Genomic DNA, 17137 nt, shown 5'->3' with positions numbered 1-17137 from the left:
TTTTCTAACACAAAATATAATCATTTTTACTCTTTCTTAACAATTATCATATGTTTTTAATATGAATGTAATATGGCATCAGACTTAAAAAAAATCATTATCTTTTTTGTAAAAAAAGATAACTATTACTTTTATATCCGTTGTTTTTCTTTTACAATGTAATAAACACATTTCGATGTCCAAAGGAGGGAAAACAACATGACCAACCAACGCTTATTAAATATTGAAAATGGTTATAACTTCCGTGAATTAGGTGGTTATCAAACCGCTGATGGTAGACAAGTTAAATGGAACAAGGTCTTACGTTCCGGTGAATTAGCCGATCTATCTAAATCAGATTTAAACTTTTTAGAAACTTACGGTGTCAAATATGACGTCGACTTACGTTCTGACGCAGAACGCGCTAAAGCTTCTGACAAACTTCCTAATAATGCGGAATTAATTAAGAACCCAGTTTTCAACAGTGGTCACGACAAGACAGAGCGTCAATACGCTGAACAATATATGTTTGACGCTTCTCGTGGCAAAGCCAACATGATTCGTTCTTACCAATCAATGGTTACTAGCCCCGAAGCCCAAGCCGCCTTCCAAAATCTTTTTAAAGTTTTACTACAAAATGATGGCGATGGCGTTGTATTATTCCACTGTGCTCAAGGAAAAGACCGCACCGGTTTATCTGCCGCTTTCTTCTTATTCGCATTAGGTATCGATATTGATACCATCAAACAAGATTACTTAATTTCAAAAGAACAAATGGTGCCATACATTCGTTTAAAGGTCGACCAATACAGTAAATACGGTATGACCGAAGCTTTAGAACAAAACCTTCATGATTTATACACCGTCGACGAATCCTATTTTGATGCTGCGATGGAAACAATCAATGAAAAATATGGCAACATCAACAACTTTTTACATGAATTCATTGGTTTAACCGATGCTGATATTGATAAATTAAAATCCATCTATCTAACCGATTAAACCGTATTGGAGGGATTTTTATGGGATTCAAAAAAACCGCTGTAGCATTAGGAATCATGTCGACTGCAGTCAGTACGACTGCCTTCCTATTCAGTAACTACCTATTTAAATTAGGAATGAGTCGCAAAGATGACGAACCAACACCACAAGCCAGCCAAATGCGATTTGCTTATGCTTACTACCGTTATGTTGACTGGTTCCATGCCATTCCTAAAGAAGAATGGGTATTAAACGAAGTTGACACTGGTGAAAAGATGATTGCATCTTACGTCCCAGCAAAAACACCTACTAACAAGACCATAATCATGGCACATGGTGTTGGTTGTAACCGTGAAACAATGGCCAACTTCATCAAGATGTATCATGAACTAGGCTTTAACGTTTTAGCACCTGACGATCGTGCCCACGGAGATAGCGACGGTAAGTACGTCAGCTACGGTTGGAAAGATCGTATCGACTACCTTCGTTGGATTCAATTAGTCCTAGAAAAAGTCGGTGAAGATGCCAAAATTTTAATGTTTGGAATTAGTATGGGTGCTGGTATTGTGACAATGCTAAGTGGTGAAAAACTACCTAAGCAAGTCAAAGCCATCATCGCTGATTGTGGTTACACTAACGTCGGTGATGAGTTTAACTATCTACTAAAAGATATGTTCCACTTACCACCTTACCCAATCGAACCACTAGTTAGTGCAATTAACTGGTACAAAGTCGGTTACCGTCTTCACAATGCTTCTTGTACTGAAGCACTAAAGAAGAACAAATTGCCAACGCTATTTATTCATGGTGATAGTGACATCTACGTGCCAACATACATGTCATACGAAAACTACGCCGCATCAAAAGGGCCAAAACAATTATGGATTGTTCCTGGCGCTGGCCATGAAGAAAGCTTCTGGACTAACCCAGTGGCATACAAAAAACACGTTAAAGATTTTCTTCATACTCACTTTGATTAAGATAAAAAAAGAGTTTCCAATTTTCATTGGAAACTCTTTTTATTTATGACGCAATCGTTTTAATAATTGACGTCTTAATTTTAATAATTTAACTCGTTTTCGATGACTTAAATGTTTTTGTTTTAATTGATGGTTAACTTTTCTCAAACGTTGTTTCACCGTTTGATGTTTGCACTTAGGTTGAACTTTTTGTGTATCATCCCAAGCTGTATTTTGTCTAATAACATCCATCAATTGATCTAAAGCAGCTCTTTCTGATTTTGAAATCAACCCAGTTTGATCATAGATAATTGGGCCGAAACCATCATTTTGAATCTTTTTAATTATTTCTTTGAATGCATTCATTTGTTTATTTAGGCCAGTGATTGTTGCTTCTAACGCATTAATTTGAGATTGTTGTTGTGCGATCTGTTTGGTTAATTCATCATTCACTGGTTGTGGAATTACTGGATGGTTATCATCTTTGGAAGGCACAACTTTTGATTTGTCGTCCACAGGAACACTTGGTTGATTATTACTATCTGTGGTCTTGTTATCGATATGATTATCAGATGAATGATTAGTATCTGGTTCTGTTTTATCAGTATCTTGCTGTGGTTCTGGTGTCACCGGCTTCATCGTATCTAATAACGTTGCTAATTGATATTGGTGACGTGATGATAATGTTGTTCCTGCAAAGCTTTCATCATGGCTTTTAAAAGCGTCTTTTGCCTGTTTAGATAACATCGCTTCACCCATATCAGATAATCCATCAATATGTTGGTTAACATCAACTTTTACTAGTTGTTTGCTCAATTGATGCAATAATAGCTTCTTATTATGAACATAGTCCAACACTGAACTAATAACGTTATCGATATCACGATAGCTAGTGATAACGTCATCAGTATCTTTAGCTGCTTTGAAGTCTTTTTTAATTGACTCGCGTAATTCGTTTTCTTGACGTAACAAACCTTGATAGTCGTTAATTGATAAACCTAATTTCGTACAATACTTTTGCCAATCCGCAATTTGATCATCACCGACAAAACTGTCGTTAGCAGGCACCATCTGGACGAACTTTTCTCCTTCAGCAATCGTATTATTAGTATGTGCCTGAATTTGATTATCCAATTCTTGTTCGTAATCCAACGATAATTTGGATAATAAGCTTGGTAACTTGTCAGCATTAGTCGTGGTATCAGCATGAACAAGCGATATCCCGCTATTCACACCTAACGCCAATAAAATAATTCCCAGCATCATTCTTGCTTTGAATTTCATTAATATCTCCCCTTTTAAACCGTGATATTAATATTTACGCAAAAATGTGCTGCTTTTTGTCAAAATAAAAAAGCCGACCATTAAGTCGACTTTTATTTAAAAGTAAGTGTCATCACGATTGATGCATTGATTACGACATAAATTAAGACGTCGATTACTAAAAATTTCCAGTTAGCAACCACCGCTAATTTAATTTCGCGCAACCATGCGGTTAAATAATTACCTTTACTAGAAGCACCGATACCATCAATCACTGTAAGCGCGATTTTGGCGTAAATCAATGCCATTCCAGCAATCACGACAGTTGCAATCAACAATACCAATCCGCCAATCACATCGCCAATTGGGAATGTGAAGTAAGCTAGCGTTAGTTGTTGTGCTGCCAACATAATTGTAATGATTGAAGGCAACGCAATAATACGGCGTGATGGAATTAGTGCACATAATAGGTAGAATGCGAACACAACGGCTGCATAACCAATTGCACTAATAACGTGCGGAAAATCAATTAGATGAAACATCACACGAATGGATTTCCAATGTGCGAAATGAGCTTTACTCATTGTGTAATAGACTGAAAATAAGAAAAATGGAACTGCAAACATCCAGCCTTGCTTAGTCATAAACGTAAAATTTTTCTTCATATATACCACCTTGGTAATATTCTAACTGATTTCTAATAAATATTAAAGCTAAAAAAGCCCGGTTTCCATAGAAACCAGGCTTTTTTAATTAGTTTAAACCACAGCGTTTGAAAATTTCGTCGACGTGGCGGATGTGATAGTGATAATCAAAGGCATCATCGATGTCTGATTGAGTTAATTTTTGAGTGATAGTGGCATTGCCTTCTACCAATGGTTTGAATTGTTTGTTTTCATCCCATGCAATCGCAGTTAAAGGTTGGACTAAATCATAAGCTGCTTCTCTAGTCATCCCTGCTTCAACTAGTTTTAACATAACACGTTGTGAGTAAATTAAACCATTAGTTAGGTTCAAGTTGCTTAGCATTCTTTCTTCAAAGACGTCTAAGTCTCGAACAATGTTGTTAAAGCGATGTAACATGTAATCAATTAAGATAGTTGAATTTGGTAGAATTACACGTTCAGCAGATGAATGAGAAATGTCTCGTTCGTGCCACAATGCAACGTTTTCCATTGCGGTAACCACGTGGCCACGCATTACACGAGCTAGACCACAAATGTTTTCTGAACCGATTGGGTTACGTTTGTGTGGCATTGCTGATGATCCCTTTTGGCCCTTCGCAAAATGTTCTTCAACTTCATGAATTTCAGAACGTTGTAAACCACGAATTTCAGTCGCGAATTCTTCTAAACTAGTAGCAATTACGCCTAAACACGTGATGTAATTAGCATGTAAATCACGTGGTAGTACTTGGCTGGCTACTGATTGCGCACGAATGCCTAACTTTTCACAAACGTATTGTTCTACGAATGGATCAACGTTAGCGAAAGTACCAACGGCACCAGAAATCTTACCAGCTTCAACATCTTTAGAAGCAATGTCAAAGCGTTCTAGATTACGTTTCATTTCTTCGTACCAGCGAAGTAACTTCAAACCAAATGTAGTAGGTTCTGCTTGAACCCCGTGGGTTCTTCCCATGATAACAGTATCTTTGTACTTAAGAGCCTTGTTACCAATGGTTTCAATTAATTCTTCAATATCTTTTCTGATAATCGCGTTGGCTTGTTTTAAACGGTAACCTTGCGCAGTATCAACGATATCTGTACTGGTCATTCCAAAATGAATCCATTTACTTTCATCACCCAAGTATCTTGAGACGTCACGAGTAAAGGCAACGACATCATGGTGAGTAGTCTTTTCGATTTCTTCAATTTCTTTTTCATCAAAGGTAGCGTTCTTTTGGATCTTAGCCAAATCCTCAGCTGGGATTTCTCCTAACTTGGCCCAAGCTTCATCAACAGCGACCTCCACAGCTAGCCATGAGGCGTATTGATTATATTTAGACCACACATTTCCCATCTCTGGTCTGGTATAACGATCAATCATCACAATCCATCCTTTCGGTATATCATGATTCTATCTTAACATACATAATTCGCATTTTCACTATTATAAACAAAATTATTAATTTAATCGTTCGCTTTTTATTCTTTTTCCGAACGATATTTTCTCATTTATTAAAATAGTTCTTGATTTTTATTGACGCCATGGTAAAATCTTTCGTGGAGTGTTTTTTGAGGCACTCCTCAATACTAAAAGAAATATATGAGGTGAACTTGATGTCATCAATCGTTATTATAGGTAGCCAATGGGGCGACGAAGGGAAAGGAAAAATAACCGACTTTCTCAGTCAAGATGCTGATATGATCGTAAGATATTCTGGTGGAGACAACGCCGGCCATACCATCGTTATTGACAACAAGGAGTTTCACTGCCGTTTAATTCCTTCTGGTATTTTCTACTCAGACAAGTTAAGTATTATTGGTAACGGGGTAGTTGTTAACCCTGAAACTTTAATTTCTGAAATGAACTACTTAGAAGAAAATGGTTTTGATTACTCTGGCTTGCGCATTTCTAACCGCGCTCAAGTAATCATGCCATATCATATATTATTTGATAAATTACAAGAAGAACAAAAGGAACATAAAGTTGGTACCACCCACAAGGGAATCGGACCCGCTTATATGGATAAACTTGAAAGAATTGGGATTCGCGTCGCTGATTTAATCGACGAAAAGACCTTTGCTGAAAAGTTACACCAAGCCTTAAACATTAAAAACAACATTTTAGATAAGTTATACGACCAACCTGGTTTTGACTTTGACGAAATCTTTAACCAATATAATGAATATGCTAAAAAAATTGCACCATATGTAACTGATACTTCTCTACTTATTAATGAAGCATTAGATGCAAACAAGAAAGTATTATTCGAAGGTGCTCAAGGGGCAATGTTAGATATCGACCATGGAACTTATCCATACGTAACTTCATCTAACCCTACTGCCGGAAACGCTGCCACTGGTACTGGAATTGGTCCTAACCGTATCAATTCAGTTGTCGGTGTATGTAAAGCCTACACTTCTCGTGTTGGTGACGGCCCATTCCCAACTGAATTATTCGACGAACGTGCTGATCGTATTCGTGAAATCGCTCATGAATACGGTGTCGTTACTAAACGCCCTCGTCGTATCGGTTGGCTAGACGCAGTTGTTTTAAAACACGCAGTAAGAACTTCAGGAATTACTGATTTATCGCTAAACTGTCTAGATGTGCTATCTGGTTTTGATACTGTTCGTATCTGTGTTGGTTACAAACACGATGGAGAATTAATCAAATATTACCCTGCTAACCTAGACTTCTTAGATGAATGTGAACCTGTTTTTGAAGACCTTCCTGGATGGTCAGAAGACATTACTAGCTGCAACACTGTAGAAGAATTACCTGAAAACGCACAAAATTACCTAAAACGCGTTGCTGAACTAACCGGTGTTGAACTATGTACCTTTGCCGTCGGTCCAGACCGTGAAGCTACTAAAATTTTGAAAAACGTATGGGAAGACCATAAGTAATAAAGTGAGGTTATAATAATGAAAACTTTTGATTACCATAATGTCCAATTATTGCCTGAGAAATGTATTATTAAAAGCCGTAGTGAAGCTGATACTTCAGTTCAATTTGGTCCTCGTAAATTCCAATTACCCATCGTGCCTGCTAACATGGAAACCGTAATGGACGAAAATCTAGCTACTTGGATGGCTGAACATGACTACTTCTACGTAATGCACAGATTCCAACCAGAACAACGTTTAGACTTCGTTAAGAGCATGCACAAAAAAGGTTTATTCGCTTCAATTAGTGTTGGTATCAAAGATAGCGAATATGACTTCATTAACGAATTAAAGGAAGCTAACGAAATTCCTGAATACACAACTATCGACGTTGCGCATGGTCATTCAGAATTCGTAATTCAAATGATCAAACACATCAAGAAAGTGATTCCAGAAACTTTCCTAATTGTTGGCAACTTAGGTACCCCTGATGCGGTTCGTGAAATCGAAAACGCTGGTGCCGATGCAACTAAGATTGGAATCGGACCTGGTAAGGCATGTATCACTAAGTACAAGACTGGTTTTGGTACTGGTGGTTGGCAACTTTCAGCACTTAAATGGTGTTCAAAAGCTGCTACTAAGCCCATGATTGCTGACGGTGGTATCCGTACTAACGGTGATTTAGCTAAGTCAATTCGTTTTGGTGCTACCATGATGATGATTGGTTCAGTATTCGCTGGTCACGTCGAATCACCTGGTGAAATCGTTGAAAAGAACGGTAAGAAGTTCAAACAATACTGGGGGTCAGCTTCTGCTAAGCAAAAAGGTGAACACCATAACGTTGAAGGTCGTCAATTATTAATCCCATTCAAGGGAAACATTGCTGAAACCTTACTAGAAATGAAGGAAGATTTACAATCATCTATTTCTTACGCTGGTGGAAAAGACCTGATGTCACTTCGCAAAGTTAACTACGTTCTATTAGATAGCATTGATGAATCTTAATATATAAGAAAAAGCCTAACTCTATTAAGTTAGGCTTTTTTGTTTATCTCTTATGGTGGTCATGACGATGAATTGCCACTAATCCTAATGATAAAACGATTAAAATTAATCCGAAGATTTCGGCTGCTTTAGTTGAACGTTGACCAGTTTGTGGTAATTCGTCTTGGTGGTTGATGTTGACATTAGCGGTTGAGTTAGTCGTATGACCTGATTGGTGGTGCTTATTAGTATCTGTAGTTGGTTTTCCAGTGTTATTGTTGTGATCATCAATTGCGCCATCAGATGATGAAGCACTACTTTGTGCACTGCTTTCGTTTGACGATGCTGAACTACCGCTTGTAGTAATTGATGAGGTAGCGCTTTCTGATGAACTTGTAATGCTAGATGATGCAGAGCTACTTTGGCTTGATGAAGCACTACTTTGTGCACTGCTAGATTCCTCTGAACTGTTGGAGGAACTGTTAGAATCTGGTTCTGTCCCTGGTTTATAAACCTTAACTTCAGCATCTTGAATAGCTTGGTTACCCAAAGTAATAGTTTGTGTACTGCTTTTATCAAGACCATATCCAGAAGGTATATTTACATTAACACTGCTTCCAGGAACTCCTTGGAATAGTAATGTTGAAAACACTTGATCCGGATGATCACGGTCTACTACCTTGATAACTGACGCTACCCAATTAGATGATGCTGGCCTATTGGAATCGTTTAATACCGCTTGTCCATTTACTAATTTGTAGTAGTTCATATCACTAACTGAACTTTGGAATCCCATTTTAGATAAGTCCATGTTAGGTCCAATTAAAATGCTAGTTAATTGACGCTTCCCATCATCAATATTAGTTGGATATCCTTCATCTTTGCCATTAGGTTGTAAATCAAAACTTCTAGTATTATCAGATCCAGAGTTGGAAAAACCTACAATATTAATACTTTGAAGATTAGGGGTTGCATAAAACATATAGGACAAACTTGGATTATTAACCGTCTTAAAGTTAGAAATGTCTATGCTTGGTAGCGAAACATCCCATGCGACAAAGTAATCAAAATTTGTCACATTAGAAACATCCAAACCATTTAACCCAATGATGTTAGTTAAGTTGTAACTGTGAGCAAACATTTCTTGCATGTTAGTAACATTACTAGTGTCTATTCCTGTTAAATTAATTGTTTTAATCATGTGATCACCAGCAAACATTTCCAAAGCATAAGTTAACTTAGAAGTATTCCATGAACTGATGTCAATCGATTCAATACTGTGGTCTTCTACAAATAGGCCACCAGCTATTTCCAAATCAGATGCATCGACTTTATCTAAGCCGACGAATTCCTTTAAGTTATGAAAATCACCCAACAATCTAGTTGAATCCCTAGGTAATTTAACAGTGTTATTAAACACTATTTTAGTAACTGCATCTTTGCTCACATTGGATGGGAAATTCATGGATAATATCCCATTCCCATTCAAAGTTAGAGTTCCATCTTTAGTGAAAGTGAAGTTAACAGTCCCCCATTGGCCAGTAGCTTGAACTTCTGAAATATCTGAAGAATTTGTTGTAGTCGTTTGAGTAGTATCACTAGCTTCCGCTGTGACAAAGTGAGTACCAAGTACTGATGCACCCCCAGTTAGCACAAAGGTCGCCACCGCCATTACAACCCAGTTTTTCTTTACTTTTCTTAATGTCTTTTTTTCATTTGTCTTTTTGAAATCTTGGTTCATGTTCATTCACCTCTTATATATCTCAACAAGAACATATTATCCTAAAATAAATACTTAAAATAGGGAATTAAACAAAACTTACAAAAAGTAAAGGTTTCTTAATTTTTGACACCAAACTGCAAAAAAGACAGCCGTTCGGCTGTCTTCTAATTATTTGTAATTAAATTTACGTAATGAAACTAATCCTAACGAAAGAACTATTAGTAGTAAACCTAACAATTGTGCAACTAAAGTTGATTGGCTACCTGTTTGTGGTAACTTATCAGCATCTTTATATTGAGTACTATTATTTTGACTAGAATGCTTAGTTGATTTTCCAGAATTATTTTTATGGTTGTCAATAATTGGTTTTTCTTTATCAGGCTTTCCATTATTATTTTGATGGTTATCAATCAATGTATCTTGATCCACAGAGATATTAATAGTTTGTCCATTTTCACTTGGCGTAACGGTGCTACCATAAGTGAAGTGATAGCCACTAGGTAATAACGAACTAGCATCAAATGATTGTCCAAGCGTTCCATCAACAGTTCTAGTAGCAACAACGTTGTTATCTGAATCTACCAAATTAATAGTAAATCTTATTGGTCTTCCCACCCTAATTACTTGGGTCGTATCTAAACTATCACTTTGTTCAAAATTAACAATATTCCCGTTTTCATCAATTAATTGATATCCGTCAGGCAAAGGAACTTGGGTTGGTTGACCCACTAGTCCTTGAGCAACTAATGTTGTACCAACTTGTTGACCGGTACCAACATCAATAAATTTAATTAACTTACCGCGCCATAGCAAAGTAGCTTCTTGCTTTATTGAATCAGGATAATAGGTTGTATTATTATCCAAATCCAAACTATATTCATTAGAGTCGACCTGATTTAACAGTCCATCACTACCAATTTTAACTGACTTACGGTTACCACCGAAGCTTTGAAATAAAATTTTGTAAGTATCAAAGTTAGGTCCCACAATAAACGAAACCAAACGACTTACCATAGCGCTAGGATTATTACGGTTAGTAAAATTAAATTCAGGATCTTCTGTTATAAACCAAAAAGCTTTCCCACTAGTTACATTTTGAGTACTGAACTTCGACATATTTAGTGAAGTTAAACTAATAGTATTTAAAAACATAAAATCAATATCAGTAACATTAGGAGCATAAACTCCAGATAAATCTAACTTAGTTAGTGATCTATCTTCAGCAAACCAATATTTCATATCAGTAACACTACTGTAGTTTAGGTTATTGATACCAATTACATTAGTTAGTGAGTAGTTATGAGCAAACATTGCATACATACTTTGCACTTTACTAGTATCAATTCCTGTTAAGTTAATTGTTTGAACAGACTTAGTTCCATCAAACATACTATTCATTGAAACAACTTTTGAAGTATTCCAATTTGAAATATCAATGCTTGTTAAATATTTGTCTTGTGAGAATAATCCATCCATGTAGACAGCATCAGAAGCGTCCACATTAGATAGGCCTTCAATATCCTTTAAATTAGTGAAGTTACCAAAAACCCATTGCGCATTAGCTGATAATTTGACCGGCTTAGCAATTACTAATTTTTCAACTTCAGATTTAAAATTAATGTCACCAGAAGTACCGTCTTGCGGAAGCACCCCAACTGTGTTGTTGTCTCCACTATTAACAATTAAAGTCTTTGTATCTTTGTCATAAGTTGCATTAGCGGTTCCCCACTTTAATTGTTCCACATTAGTAGCATTTGATGCAGTGCTGTTACTTTCACTAGTAGCACTAGCAGCTGAACTAGCAGTTGCACTTGATGAAGATTGACTACTTTGTGTGCTTCCAGCAATAGATGACGCAGCACTACTTTGAATTGCAGTATCTGAAGCAGCTGAAGTTACAGAAGGTGTACTGGTTTCTGCTGATGATTGAGCCACAGTAGTAGTGTCAGCAAATGCATTAACTGATTTACTTTGTAATAATGCACCTGTTCCAAGAACGGCAAATGTTGCCGCTGCAACCACGATCCAATTTTTCTTAACTTTTCTAAGTTTCTTTTTTTCGTTAGTCTTAATTAAATCTTTTTTCATATCGTTTCACCCCAATTTGTTTATTCAATAGGGAAATGATACAGCAGAAAAAATCATTTTAAAACCAGTCTCGACAAGCTTTAACAAAAACTTACACAAGGTAAAGATGTCTTAATTGATAGTATACAAATACTCAAAAAGACAGCTTTCTAGGCTGTCTTTTTTTGATTATTTATTCTAATACATTGACGTTTGTTGATTGAATATAGCGGTGACTTTTAATTTCATAAAAAGTCTTATTATTCTTCTTTACCGTGTTATAAACGTGTAAACGGGTATGTTTAGAAACGTAGATACGCCCTCGTTTATTTTTTGTACTAGGAGTGCAATATGCATAAGCATTGCTATTAGATACCTGAACAATATATACATGTTTTCCTTGTTTTTTAAAGCGACGATGGTTAATTTTACTATGACTAGCTGCCTTAACCAACGGTGAAATTCGATTAAATGAAGTAATTCCAGCTAAAGAAATAAAACTAAATGCTGCAATTGCTGTGATGATTTTTTTATTGTTCACTAATATCCCTCCTTATTTATTTTCATTGAGATATAATTTATTACTTTATCGAAGGAATGACAATAGTCATTCCTAACACATAAAATTAAATACATAATATCATTATAATTAACTAATTACTACATTATAAAATAAAAAAGACAGCTCTTAGCTGTCTTTTCGTTTTAATTAAATACCTTTGCGTTTTGATTACTTAATTTTTGCACTGAAGCTAATTTTGCCACCACTAAAGTACGATTTGGTTCGTTCAATGTTCCACTGGAACATGTAATTAAAGTTACTACTGGCGACTTATAAGTATCCGTTACATAGTGAACATCATATTGACTAATAGTTTTAACAAATGAAACTCGATAAGTATAACGATTTTTCCCGTCTGTAAAGTAGACTGCAGTGTTCTTTTTGACCTTATGCAATGGTCCAAACAAGATTTTACCATTACTCATATGATGACCAGCAACCGCGAAGTTACCTTCACCCAATTTTTGATCAGCTTTCATTGTTCCAGCACCGGATAAAAGTTCTTGATTATTCAATCCATAGTACAAGGGTAGACTAATTTTGACGGAAGGAATGGCGATTTTACCAATCATTTGTTGCTTTTTACCGTTTAGAATTGCCTTGGAAATTGAAGATGCAGAAACACTTTCAATTTTTTTAAAATCAAAGTTAGCGTTCTTATCCTTAGCGGTCGCCGCAATGCGACCGTTCATTTCACTATTAGTTAAATATTTAATCGCGCTATTTTCTAACCATGGTAGCGAGATTAAGAATACCCCGACCACCAGCAAGGTCACCCAAGTTGCTGTATACAATTTTTTCTTCATTGTCTTTGCCCCGCTTGTCTTTTTCTTTTTATCCTATCACAAAATGGTTATTCTGCACGGTGGCAACTATAATCCTTACTAAATCTTAAACAATAAAAAAAGACGTGTTAACAACACGTCTTTTTAGGTTAATCTTCAATCACTTTTAATTTACCACGGAAGTCGGCTAATGATTGGTAGCCTTTTGCTTCCATAATATCGGTGAATTCACGCGTAACTCGTTCAAAGGTCCCCAAGCCTTCTTCGTATAACTGTGTTCCAATGGAGACCATTTCAGCACCACACAAGATGTGAGCAAATGCATCCCTTCCGTTAGTGACCCCACCAGTTCCGATAATCTTAATGGATGGATTCAAACGTTGACGTAAGCCGCGCACGTTCGCCAATGCGGTTGGTAGGACCATTGAACCACCGACTCCACCAAAACCACCTTTTGGTTTTAGGACAACTGTTTCAGAGTTAACGTCAATCCATAATCCATTTCCAATCGAATTGATGGTATTCACATGGCTCAATGGATATTGGTTTAACACTTCAGCAATTTGGTCAAAGTGGACTAAATCGAAGTATGGTGGCAACTTAATGCCTAGTGGTTTCTTGTAAAAACTGAAAACTTCTTTTAATAAGTCATTCGCAGCTGGGAAATCATATGCCATTTGAGGTTCACCAATCACGTTCGGACAAGATAAATTTAATTCGGTCAAGCCTTGGTAGCTATCGTCATCTTGTAAGGTGTGCAACATTTCCAAATCTTCTTCTTTGGAACGGCCGGCAACTGACACAATCACCGGTTTGATTTGTTCATGATTTTTTAGATAATCCATGTAGTAATCAAAGCCTTCGTTGGGTAGTCCCATTGAATTAATGGATCCGTTCGCTAAGCGATAGTATCTAGGTAATGGATTTCCGAAACGACTTTGTGGCGTCATACTCTTGGTGACCATCGCACCAGAAACTGGTTCGTGCATTAAGTCATCTAATTCCTTTTCGGTTTGACAATGGATTCCAGAAGCATTTAAAAATAGGTTGTTCACTTTCATATTGGCGATTTGTGCTGATAAGTCTACTGACATGGTGTCCTCCTAAAGTGGGTTTACAGTTAGTGTTTGATCTTCTAGTACGGTTAATAATGAAGCGACCGTATCCAAGGCGGTAAATAGTGGCACCGCGTTTTCAATTGCAGCGGCACGAATCTTAGCTTCATCATCAAATGTGGTTTCAGTCGAGTCAATCGTGTTCACAACTAATTTCAAGTGTTGCTTGTATAGTTCTGAAACCGGATTGTCGTCTTGATTATCTGAAAACTTGTTGATTAAGGTGTTCGCAAGCCCATTATCATTGAAGAATTGATGAGTCTTTTGGGTCGCTTTGATTTGGAACCCTAATCTTCTGAAACGTTTTGCTAAAGCTAGTGCTTCTTGTTTGTCTTCATCGCATACCGTGAATAAGACATTGCCAGAAGTTGGAATGCTGATACCAGATGCGATGAATGACTTGTAAAGTGCTTTAGCGTAGCTAGTATCTGATCCCATCGCTTCACCGGTAGACTTCATTTCAGGTCCCAATGTGTTATCGACATGTGGAAGCTTGGAGAAACTAAAGACTGGTGATTTAACGCTAATGCGACTGGCTGTATAAACTACACCAGATGTGTATCCCAAGTCGGCTAGTTTTTCACCGACCATGATGCGGGTTGCTAAGTCGGCCATTGGAACGTGGGCCACCTTCGACATGAATGGAACGGTTCGAGAAGCTCTTGGGTTAACTTCGATCACGTACGCGGTTTCGTTTTGAATCACGAATTGGACGTTCATTAACCCTTTGGTGTTAAGTGTTTTTGCTAGTTCGATTGCGGCAGTTTCAATTTGTTTTTGGACTTTATCCGACATAATTTGTGGTGGATACACGCCCATTGAGTCTCCAGAGTGAATTCCGGCCCTTTCAATGTGTTCTAGGATCCCAGGAATTACGACAGTTTCACCATCTGATACAACGTCGACTTCTGCTTCTGATCCTAATAGGTATTGGTCAATTAGGACTGGGTGGTCATTAGATGCATGCACAGCTTTAGTCATGTAGCGGTGAAGTTCTTCGTCATCGTGGACGATTTCCATCGCCTTTCCACCTAGGACATATGATGGTCTAATCATGACTGGGTAGCCGATTTGGTTGGTAATTTGTAATGCTTCATCAATGTTAGTAGCGGTGTCACCTTGTGGTTGTGGTAATTGAAGTTGTTTAATCACTTGGTCGAAATCATGACGGTCTTCGGCACGGTTGATATCGGCAACAGTCGTTCCTAAAACTTTCACCCCCGCTTGATGCAATGGTTCGGCTAAGTTAATCGCAGTTTGTCCACCGAATTGAACGACGACACCGACTGGTTTTTCCAGTTCAATCACATTTAAGACATCTTCAATTGTTAGTGGTTCGAAATAAAGCTTATCTGACATTGAGAAATCGGTTGAAACTGTTTCTGGATTAGAGTTCATAATAATTGCTTCGTAGCCTAATTGTTGAAGAGTTTGAACCCCATGGACGGTCGCGTAATCAAATTCGACCCCTTGACCGATTCTAATTGGACCAGAACCTAACACTAGCACTGATTTTTTATCTGATACCTGTGATTCATTTTGTTGACCCCAGGTACTGTAGAAGTAAGGTGTCGCTGCCTTGATTTCTCCGGCAGATGTATCGACCATCTTGTAGACCGGTGTAATCTTGTTTTGTTTTCTTAAATCACGCACTTCTGTTTCCTCAACGCCCCAGATGGCAGCAATCCATTCGTCTGAGAAACCGTATCTTTTGGCCATCTTTAGCATTTGAGGTGAATGATCAGATTCCAATTCTTCAGCAATTTCGACGATGTGGGCAATCTTATCTAAGAAGAATAAGTTGATTTGAGTTTGTGCATTGATTTGTTCAATTGTGACACCACGTTTAATCAATTCGGCAATCATGAATAAGCGGTCGTCAGTAGCGTCTTTAATTGCTACTAACATTTCTTCAGTACTGCTGTCGGCATAGACTGAAGAATCGAAGTAACGTTGGTCGATTTCCAAAGAACGAACTGACTTCAATAAAGATTCTTCGAAAGTACGACCCATTGCCATGACTTCTCCGGTCGCCTTCATTTGGGTTCCTAAGTGATTATCAGCTTGGGGGAACTTATCGAATGGCCAACGCGGAATTTTGGTAACAACATAGTCTAATGCTGGTTCAAATTGAGCTAGCGTAATGTGAGTAACTGGGTTTTGAATTTCATTTAAGTTAATTCCAACCGCAATTTTCGCAGCTATTTTCGCAATTGGATAACCGGTCGCCTTAGAAGCTAGTGCAGATGAACGTGAGACACGCGGATTCACTTCGATGATGTAATACTTCATGCTGTTGGCATCTAACGCCATTTGGACGTTACAGCCCCCTTCGATATGCAATGCACGAATGATTTTCAAAGCAGCATCACGAAGCATTTCGTATTCACGATCGGATAGCGTTTGCACTGGCGCCGCCACGATTGAGTCCCCGGTATGAATCCCGACTGGGTCGACGTTTTCCATTGAGCAGACAATCATCGCGTTATCGATTTGGTCACGCATCACTTCCATTTCGATTTCCTTGTATCCAGCAATTGAACGTTCGACTAACACTTGGCTGATTGGTGATAAACGTAAGCCGTTTTCCATAATTTCGGTGAATTCTTCCATATTATGTGCGAATCCCCCACCGGTTCCACCTAAGGTGTAAGCTGGTCTAATCGCTAATGGGAAACCGATTTGTTCAGCAAAGGCAACCGCGTCTTCCATGTTTTCGACCGTCTTAGATTCTGGAACTGGTTCACCGATTGCTTGCATTAATTCTTTAAAACGCAAACGGTCTTCAGCTTCTTCAATCGCGTCTAGCTTGGTTCCTAGTAGTTCAACATTGTATTCTTCTAGGATGTGGCTATCAGCTAATTCTTTGGCCATGTTTAATCCAGTTTGACCACCTAATGTTGGTAGAATGGCGTCTGGTAATTCTTGGCGAATAATCTTGCTGATAAATTCCATTGTGATTGGTTCAACGAAAATCTTGTCGGCAATCGTGGTATCGGTCATGATAGTTGCTGGATTAGAGTTGATTAGAATTACTTCATAACCTTCTTCTTTTAAGGCTAAACAAGCTTGTGAACCGGAATAATCAAATTCCGCTGCTTGTCCGATGATGATTGGACCAGATCCAATTACTAAAATCTTGTGAATGTCAGTTCGTTTTGCCAT

13 protein-coding genes are annotated in these 17137 nt (G+C 37.7%); 4 read left to right on the top strand and 9 right to left on the bottom strand.

From position 1 onward, the window contains the following. Positions 1-198: 198 nt before the first annotated feature. Entirely contained in the window at positions 199-981 is a 783-nt protein-coding gene (locus tag RZ74_RS01040) for a tyrosine-protein phosphatase (protein ID WP_053949605.1), read from the top strand. 20 nt (positions 982-1001) lie between these two features. Next, positions 1002-1940 (top strand): alpha/beta hydrolase, encoded by a 939-nt coding sequence (locus RZ74_RS01035; RefSeq protein ID WP_053949604.1) that lies wholly within the window; start codon positions 1002-1004, stop codon positions 1938-1940. Between the two features lie 39 nt (positions 1941-1979). Here the strand turns inward: RZ74_RS01035 and RZ74_RS01030 are convergent, their stop codons facing one another. The 3 genes from RZ74_RS01030 to purB form a co-directional block, all read right to left on the bottom strand. Further along, positions 1980-3203 (bottom strand): hypothetical protein, encoded by a 1224-nt coding sequence (locus RZ74_RS01030; protein ID WP_053949603.1) that lies wholly within the window; start codon positions 3201-3203, stop codon positions 1980-1982. A gap of 92 nt (positions 3204-3295) precedes the next feature. Next, positions 3296-3847 (bottom strand): hypothetical protein, encoded by a 552-nt coding sequence (locus tag RZ74_RS01025; RefSeq protein ID WP_053949602.1) that lies wholly within the window; start codon positions 3845-3847, stop codon positions 3296-3298. 88 nt (positions 3848-3935) lie between these two features. After that, entirely contained in the window at positions 3936-5231 is a 1296-nt protein-coding gene (gene purB / locus RZ74_RS01020; protein WP_053949601.1) for an adenylosuccinate lyase, read from the bottom strand. Positions 5232-5464: 233 nt separating this feature from the next. Between purB and RZ74_RS01015 the strand changes: the two genes are divergently transcribed. Both RZ74_RS01015 and RZ74_RS01010 read left to right on the top strand, forming a co-directional pair. Continuing rightward, complete coding sequence (locus tag RZ74_RS01015) at positions 5465-6757, top strand: adenylosuccinate synthase (RefSeq protein WP_053949600.1); 1293 nt, start codon at positions 5465-5467, stop codon at positions 6755-6757. Positions 6758-6775: 18 nt separating this feature from the next. Beyond that, positions 6776-7741, top strand: coding sequence for a GMP reductase (locus RZ74_RS01010; protein WP_053949599.1), 966 nt, complete (start codon positions 6776-6778; stop codon positions 7739-7741). 43 nt (positions 7742-7784) lie between these two features. Here RZ74_RS01010 and RZ74_RS01005 read toward each other — a convergent pair whose 3' ends face one another. The 6 genes from RZ74_RS01005 to carB form a co-directional block, all read right to left on the bottom strand. After that, a complete protein-coding gene (locus tag RZ74_RS01005; RefSeq protein WP_053949598.1) occupies positions 7785-9461 on the bottom strand; it encodes a BspA family leucine-rich repeat surface protein in 1677 nt (558 codons plus the stop codon). Positions 9462-9611: 150 nt separating this feature from the next. Next, positions 9612-11531 (bottom strand): BspA family leucine-rich repeat surface protein, encoded by a 1920-nt coding sequence (locus RZ74_RS01000; protein WP_053949597.1) that lies wholly within the window; start codon positions 11529-11531, stop codon positions 9612-9614. A 172-nt stretch (positions 11532-11703) separates the two neighbouring features. Further along, positions 11704-12051 (bottom strand): hypothetical protein, encoded by a 348-nt coding sequence (locus RZ74_RS00995; RefSeq protein WP_053949596.1) that lies wholly within the window; start codon positions 12049-12051, stop codon positions 11704-11706. A gap of 164 nt (positions 12052-12215) precedes the next feature. Then, positions 12216-12878, bottom strand: a complete 663-nt coding sequence (locus RZ74_RS00990) for a class A sortase (RefSeq protein WP_053949595.1) — start codon at positions 12876-12878, stop codon at positions 12216-12218. Positions 12879-13006: 128 nt separating this feature from the next. Continuing rightward, positions 13007-13951: a dihydroorotate oxidase gene (locus RZ74_RS00985; protein ID WP_053949594.1), complete on the bottom strand. Its 945-nt coding sequence runs from the start codon at positions 13949-13951 to the stop codon at positions 13007-13009. A gap of 9 nt (positions 13952-13960) precedes the next feature. Then, positions 13961-17137 carry a carbamoyl-phosphate synthase large subunit gene (gene carB, locus RZ74_RS00980; RefSeq protein ID WP_053949593.1) on the bottom strand — a complete coding sequence of 1059 codons (3177 nt, stop codon included), beginning with the start codon at positions 17135-17137 and terminating at the stop codon, positions 13961-13963.

The sequence above is a fragment of the Apilactobacillus apinorum genome, from assembly GCF_001281175.1.
Taxonomy (GTDB): Bacteria; Bacillota; Bacilli; order Lactobacillales; family Lactobacillaceae; genus Apilactobacillus; species Apilactobacillus apinorum.
The sequence above is the reverse complement of the archived record's forward strand: the minus strand, read 5'-3'. Positions and strand labels throughout refer to the sequence as shown.

What these genes read in the sequence shown, in the direction of transcription:
- RZ74_RS01040 (WP_053949605.1), top strand. Translation starts at nt 199, where the DNA reads ATGACCAACCAACGCTTATTAAATATTGAAAATGGTTATAACTTCCGT.
- RZ74_RS01035 (WP_053949604.1), top strand. Translation starts at nt 1,002, where the DNA reads ATGGGATTCAAAAAAACCGCTGTAGCATTAGGAATCATGTCGACTGCA.
- RZ74_RS01030 (WP_053949603.1), bottom strand. Translation starts at nt 3,203, where the DNA reads ATGAAATTCAAAGCAAGAATGATGCTGGGAATTATTTTATTGGCGTTA.
- RZ74_RS01025 (WP_053949602.1), bottom strand. Translation starts at nt 3,847, where the DNA reads ATGAAGAAAAATTTTACGTTTATGACTAAGCAAGGCTGGATGTTTGCA.
- purB (WP_053949601.1), bottom strand. Translation starts at nt 5,231, where the DNA reads ATGATTGATCGTTATACCAGACCAGAGATGGGAAATGTGTGGTCTAAA.
- RZ74_RS01015 (WP_053949600.1), top strand. Translation starts at nt 5,465, where the DNA reads ATGTCATCAATCGTTATTATAGGTAGCCAATGGGGCGACGAAGGGAAA.
- RZ74_RS01010 (WP_053949599.1), top strand. Translation starts at nt 6,776, where the DNA reads ATGAAAACTTTTGATTACCATAATGTCCAATTATTGCCTGAGAAATGT.
- RZ74_RS01005 (WP_053949598.1), bottom strand. Translation starts at nt 9,461, where the DNA reads ATGAACCAAGATTTCAAAAAGACAAATGAAAAAAAGACATTAAGAAAA.
- RZ74_RS01000 (WP_053949597.1), bottom strand. Translation starts at nt 11,531, where the DNA reads ATGAAAAAAGATTTAATTAAGACTAACGAAAAAAAGAAACTTAGAAAA.
- RZ74_RS00990 (WP_053949595.1), bottom strand. Translation starts at nt 12,878, where the DNA reads ATGAAGAAAAAATTGTATACAGCAACTTGGGTGACCTTGCTGGTGGTC.
- RZ74_RS00985 (WP_053949594.1), bottom strand. Translation starts at nt 13,951, where the DNA reads ATGTCAGTAGACTTATCAGCACAAATCGCCAATATGAAAGTGAACAAC.
- carB (WP_053949593.1), bottom strand. Translation starts at nt 17,137, where the DNA reads ATGGCAAAACGAACTGACATTCACAAGATTTTAGTAATTGGATCTGGT.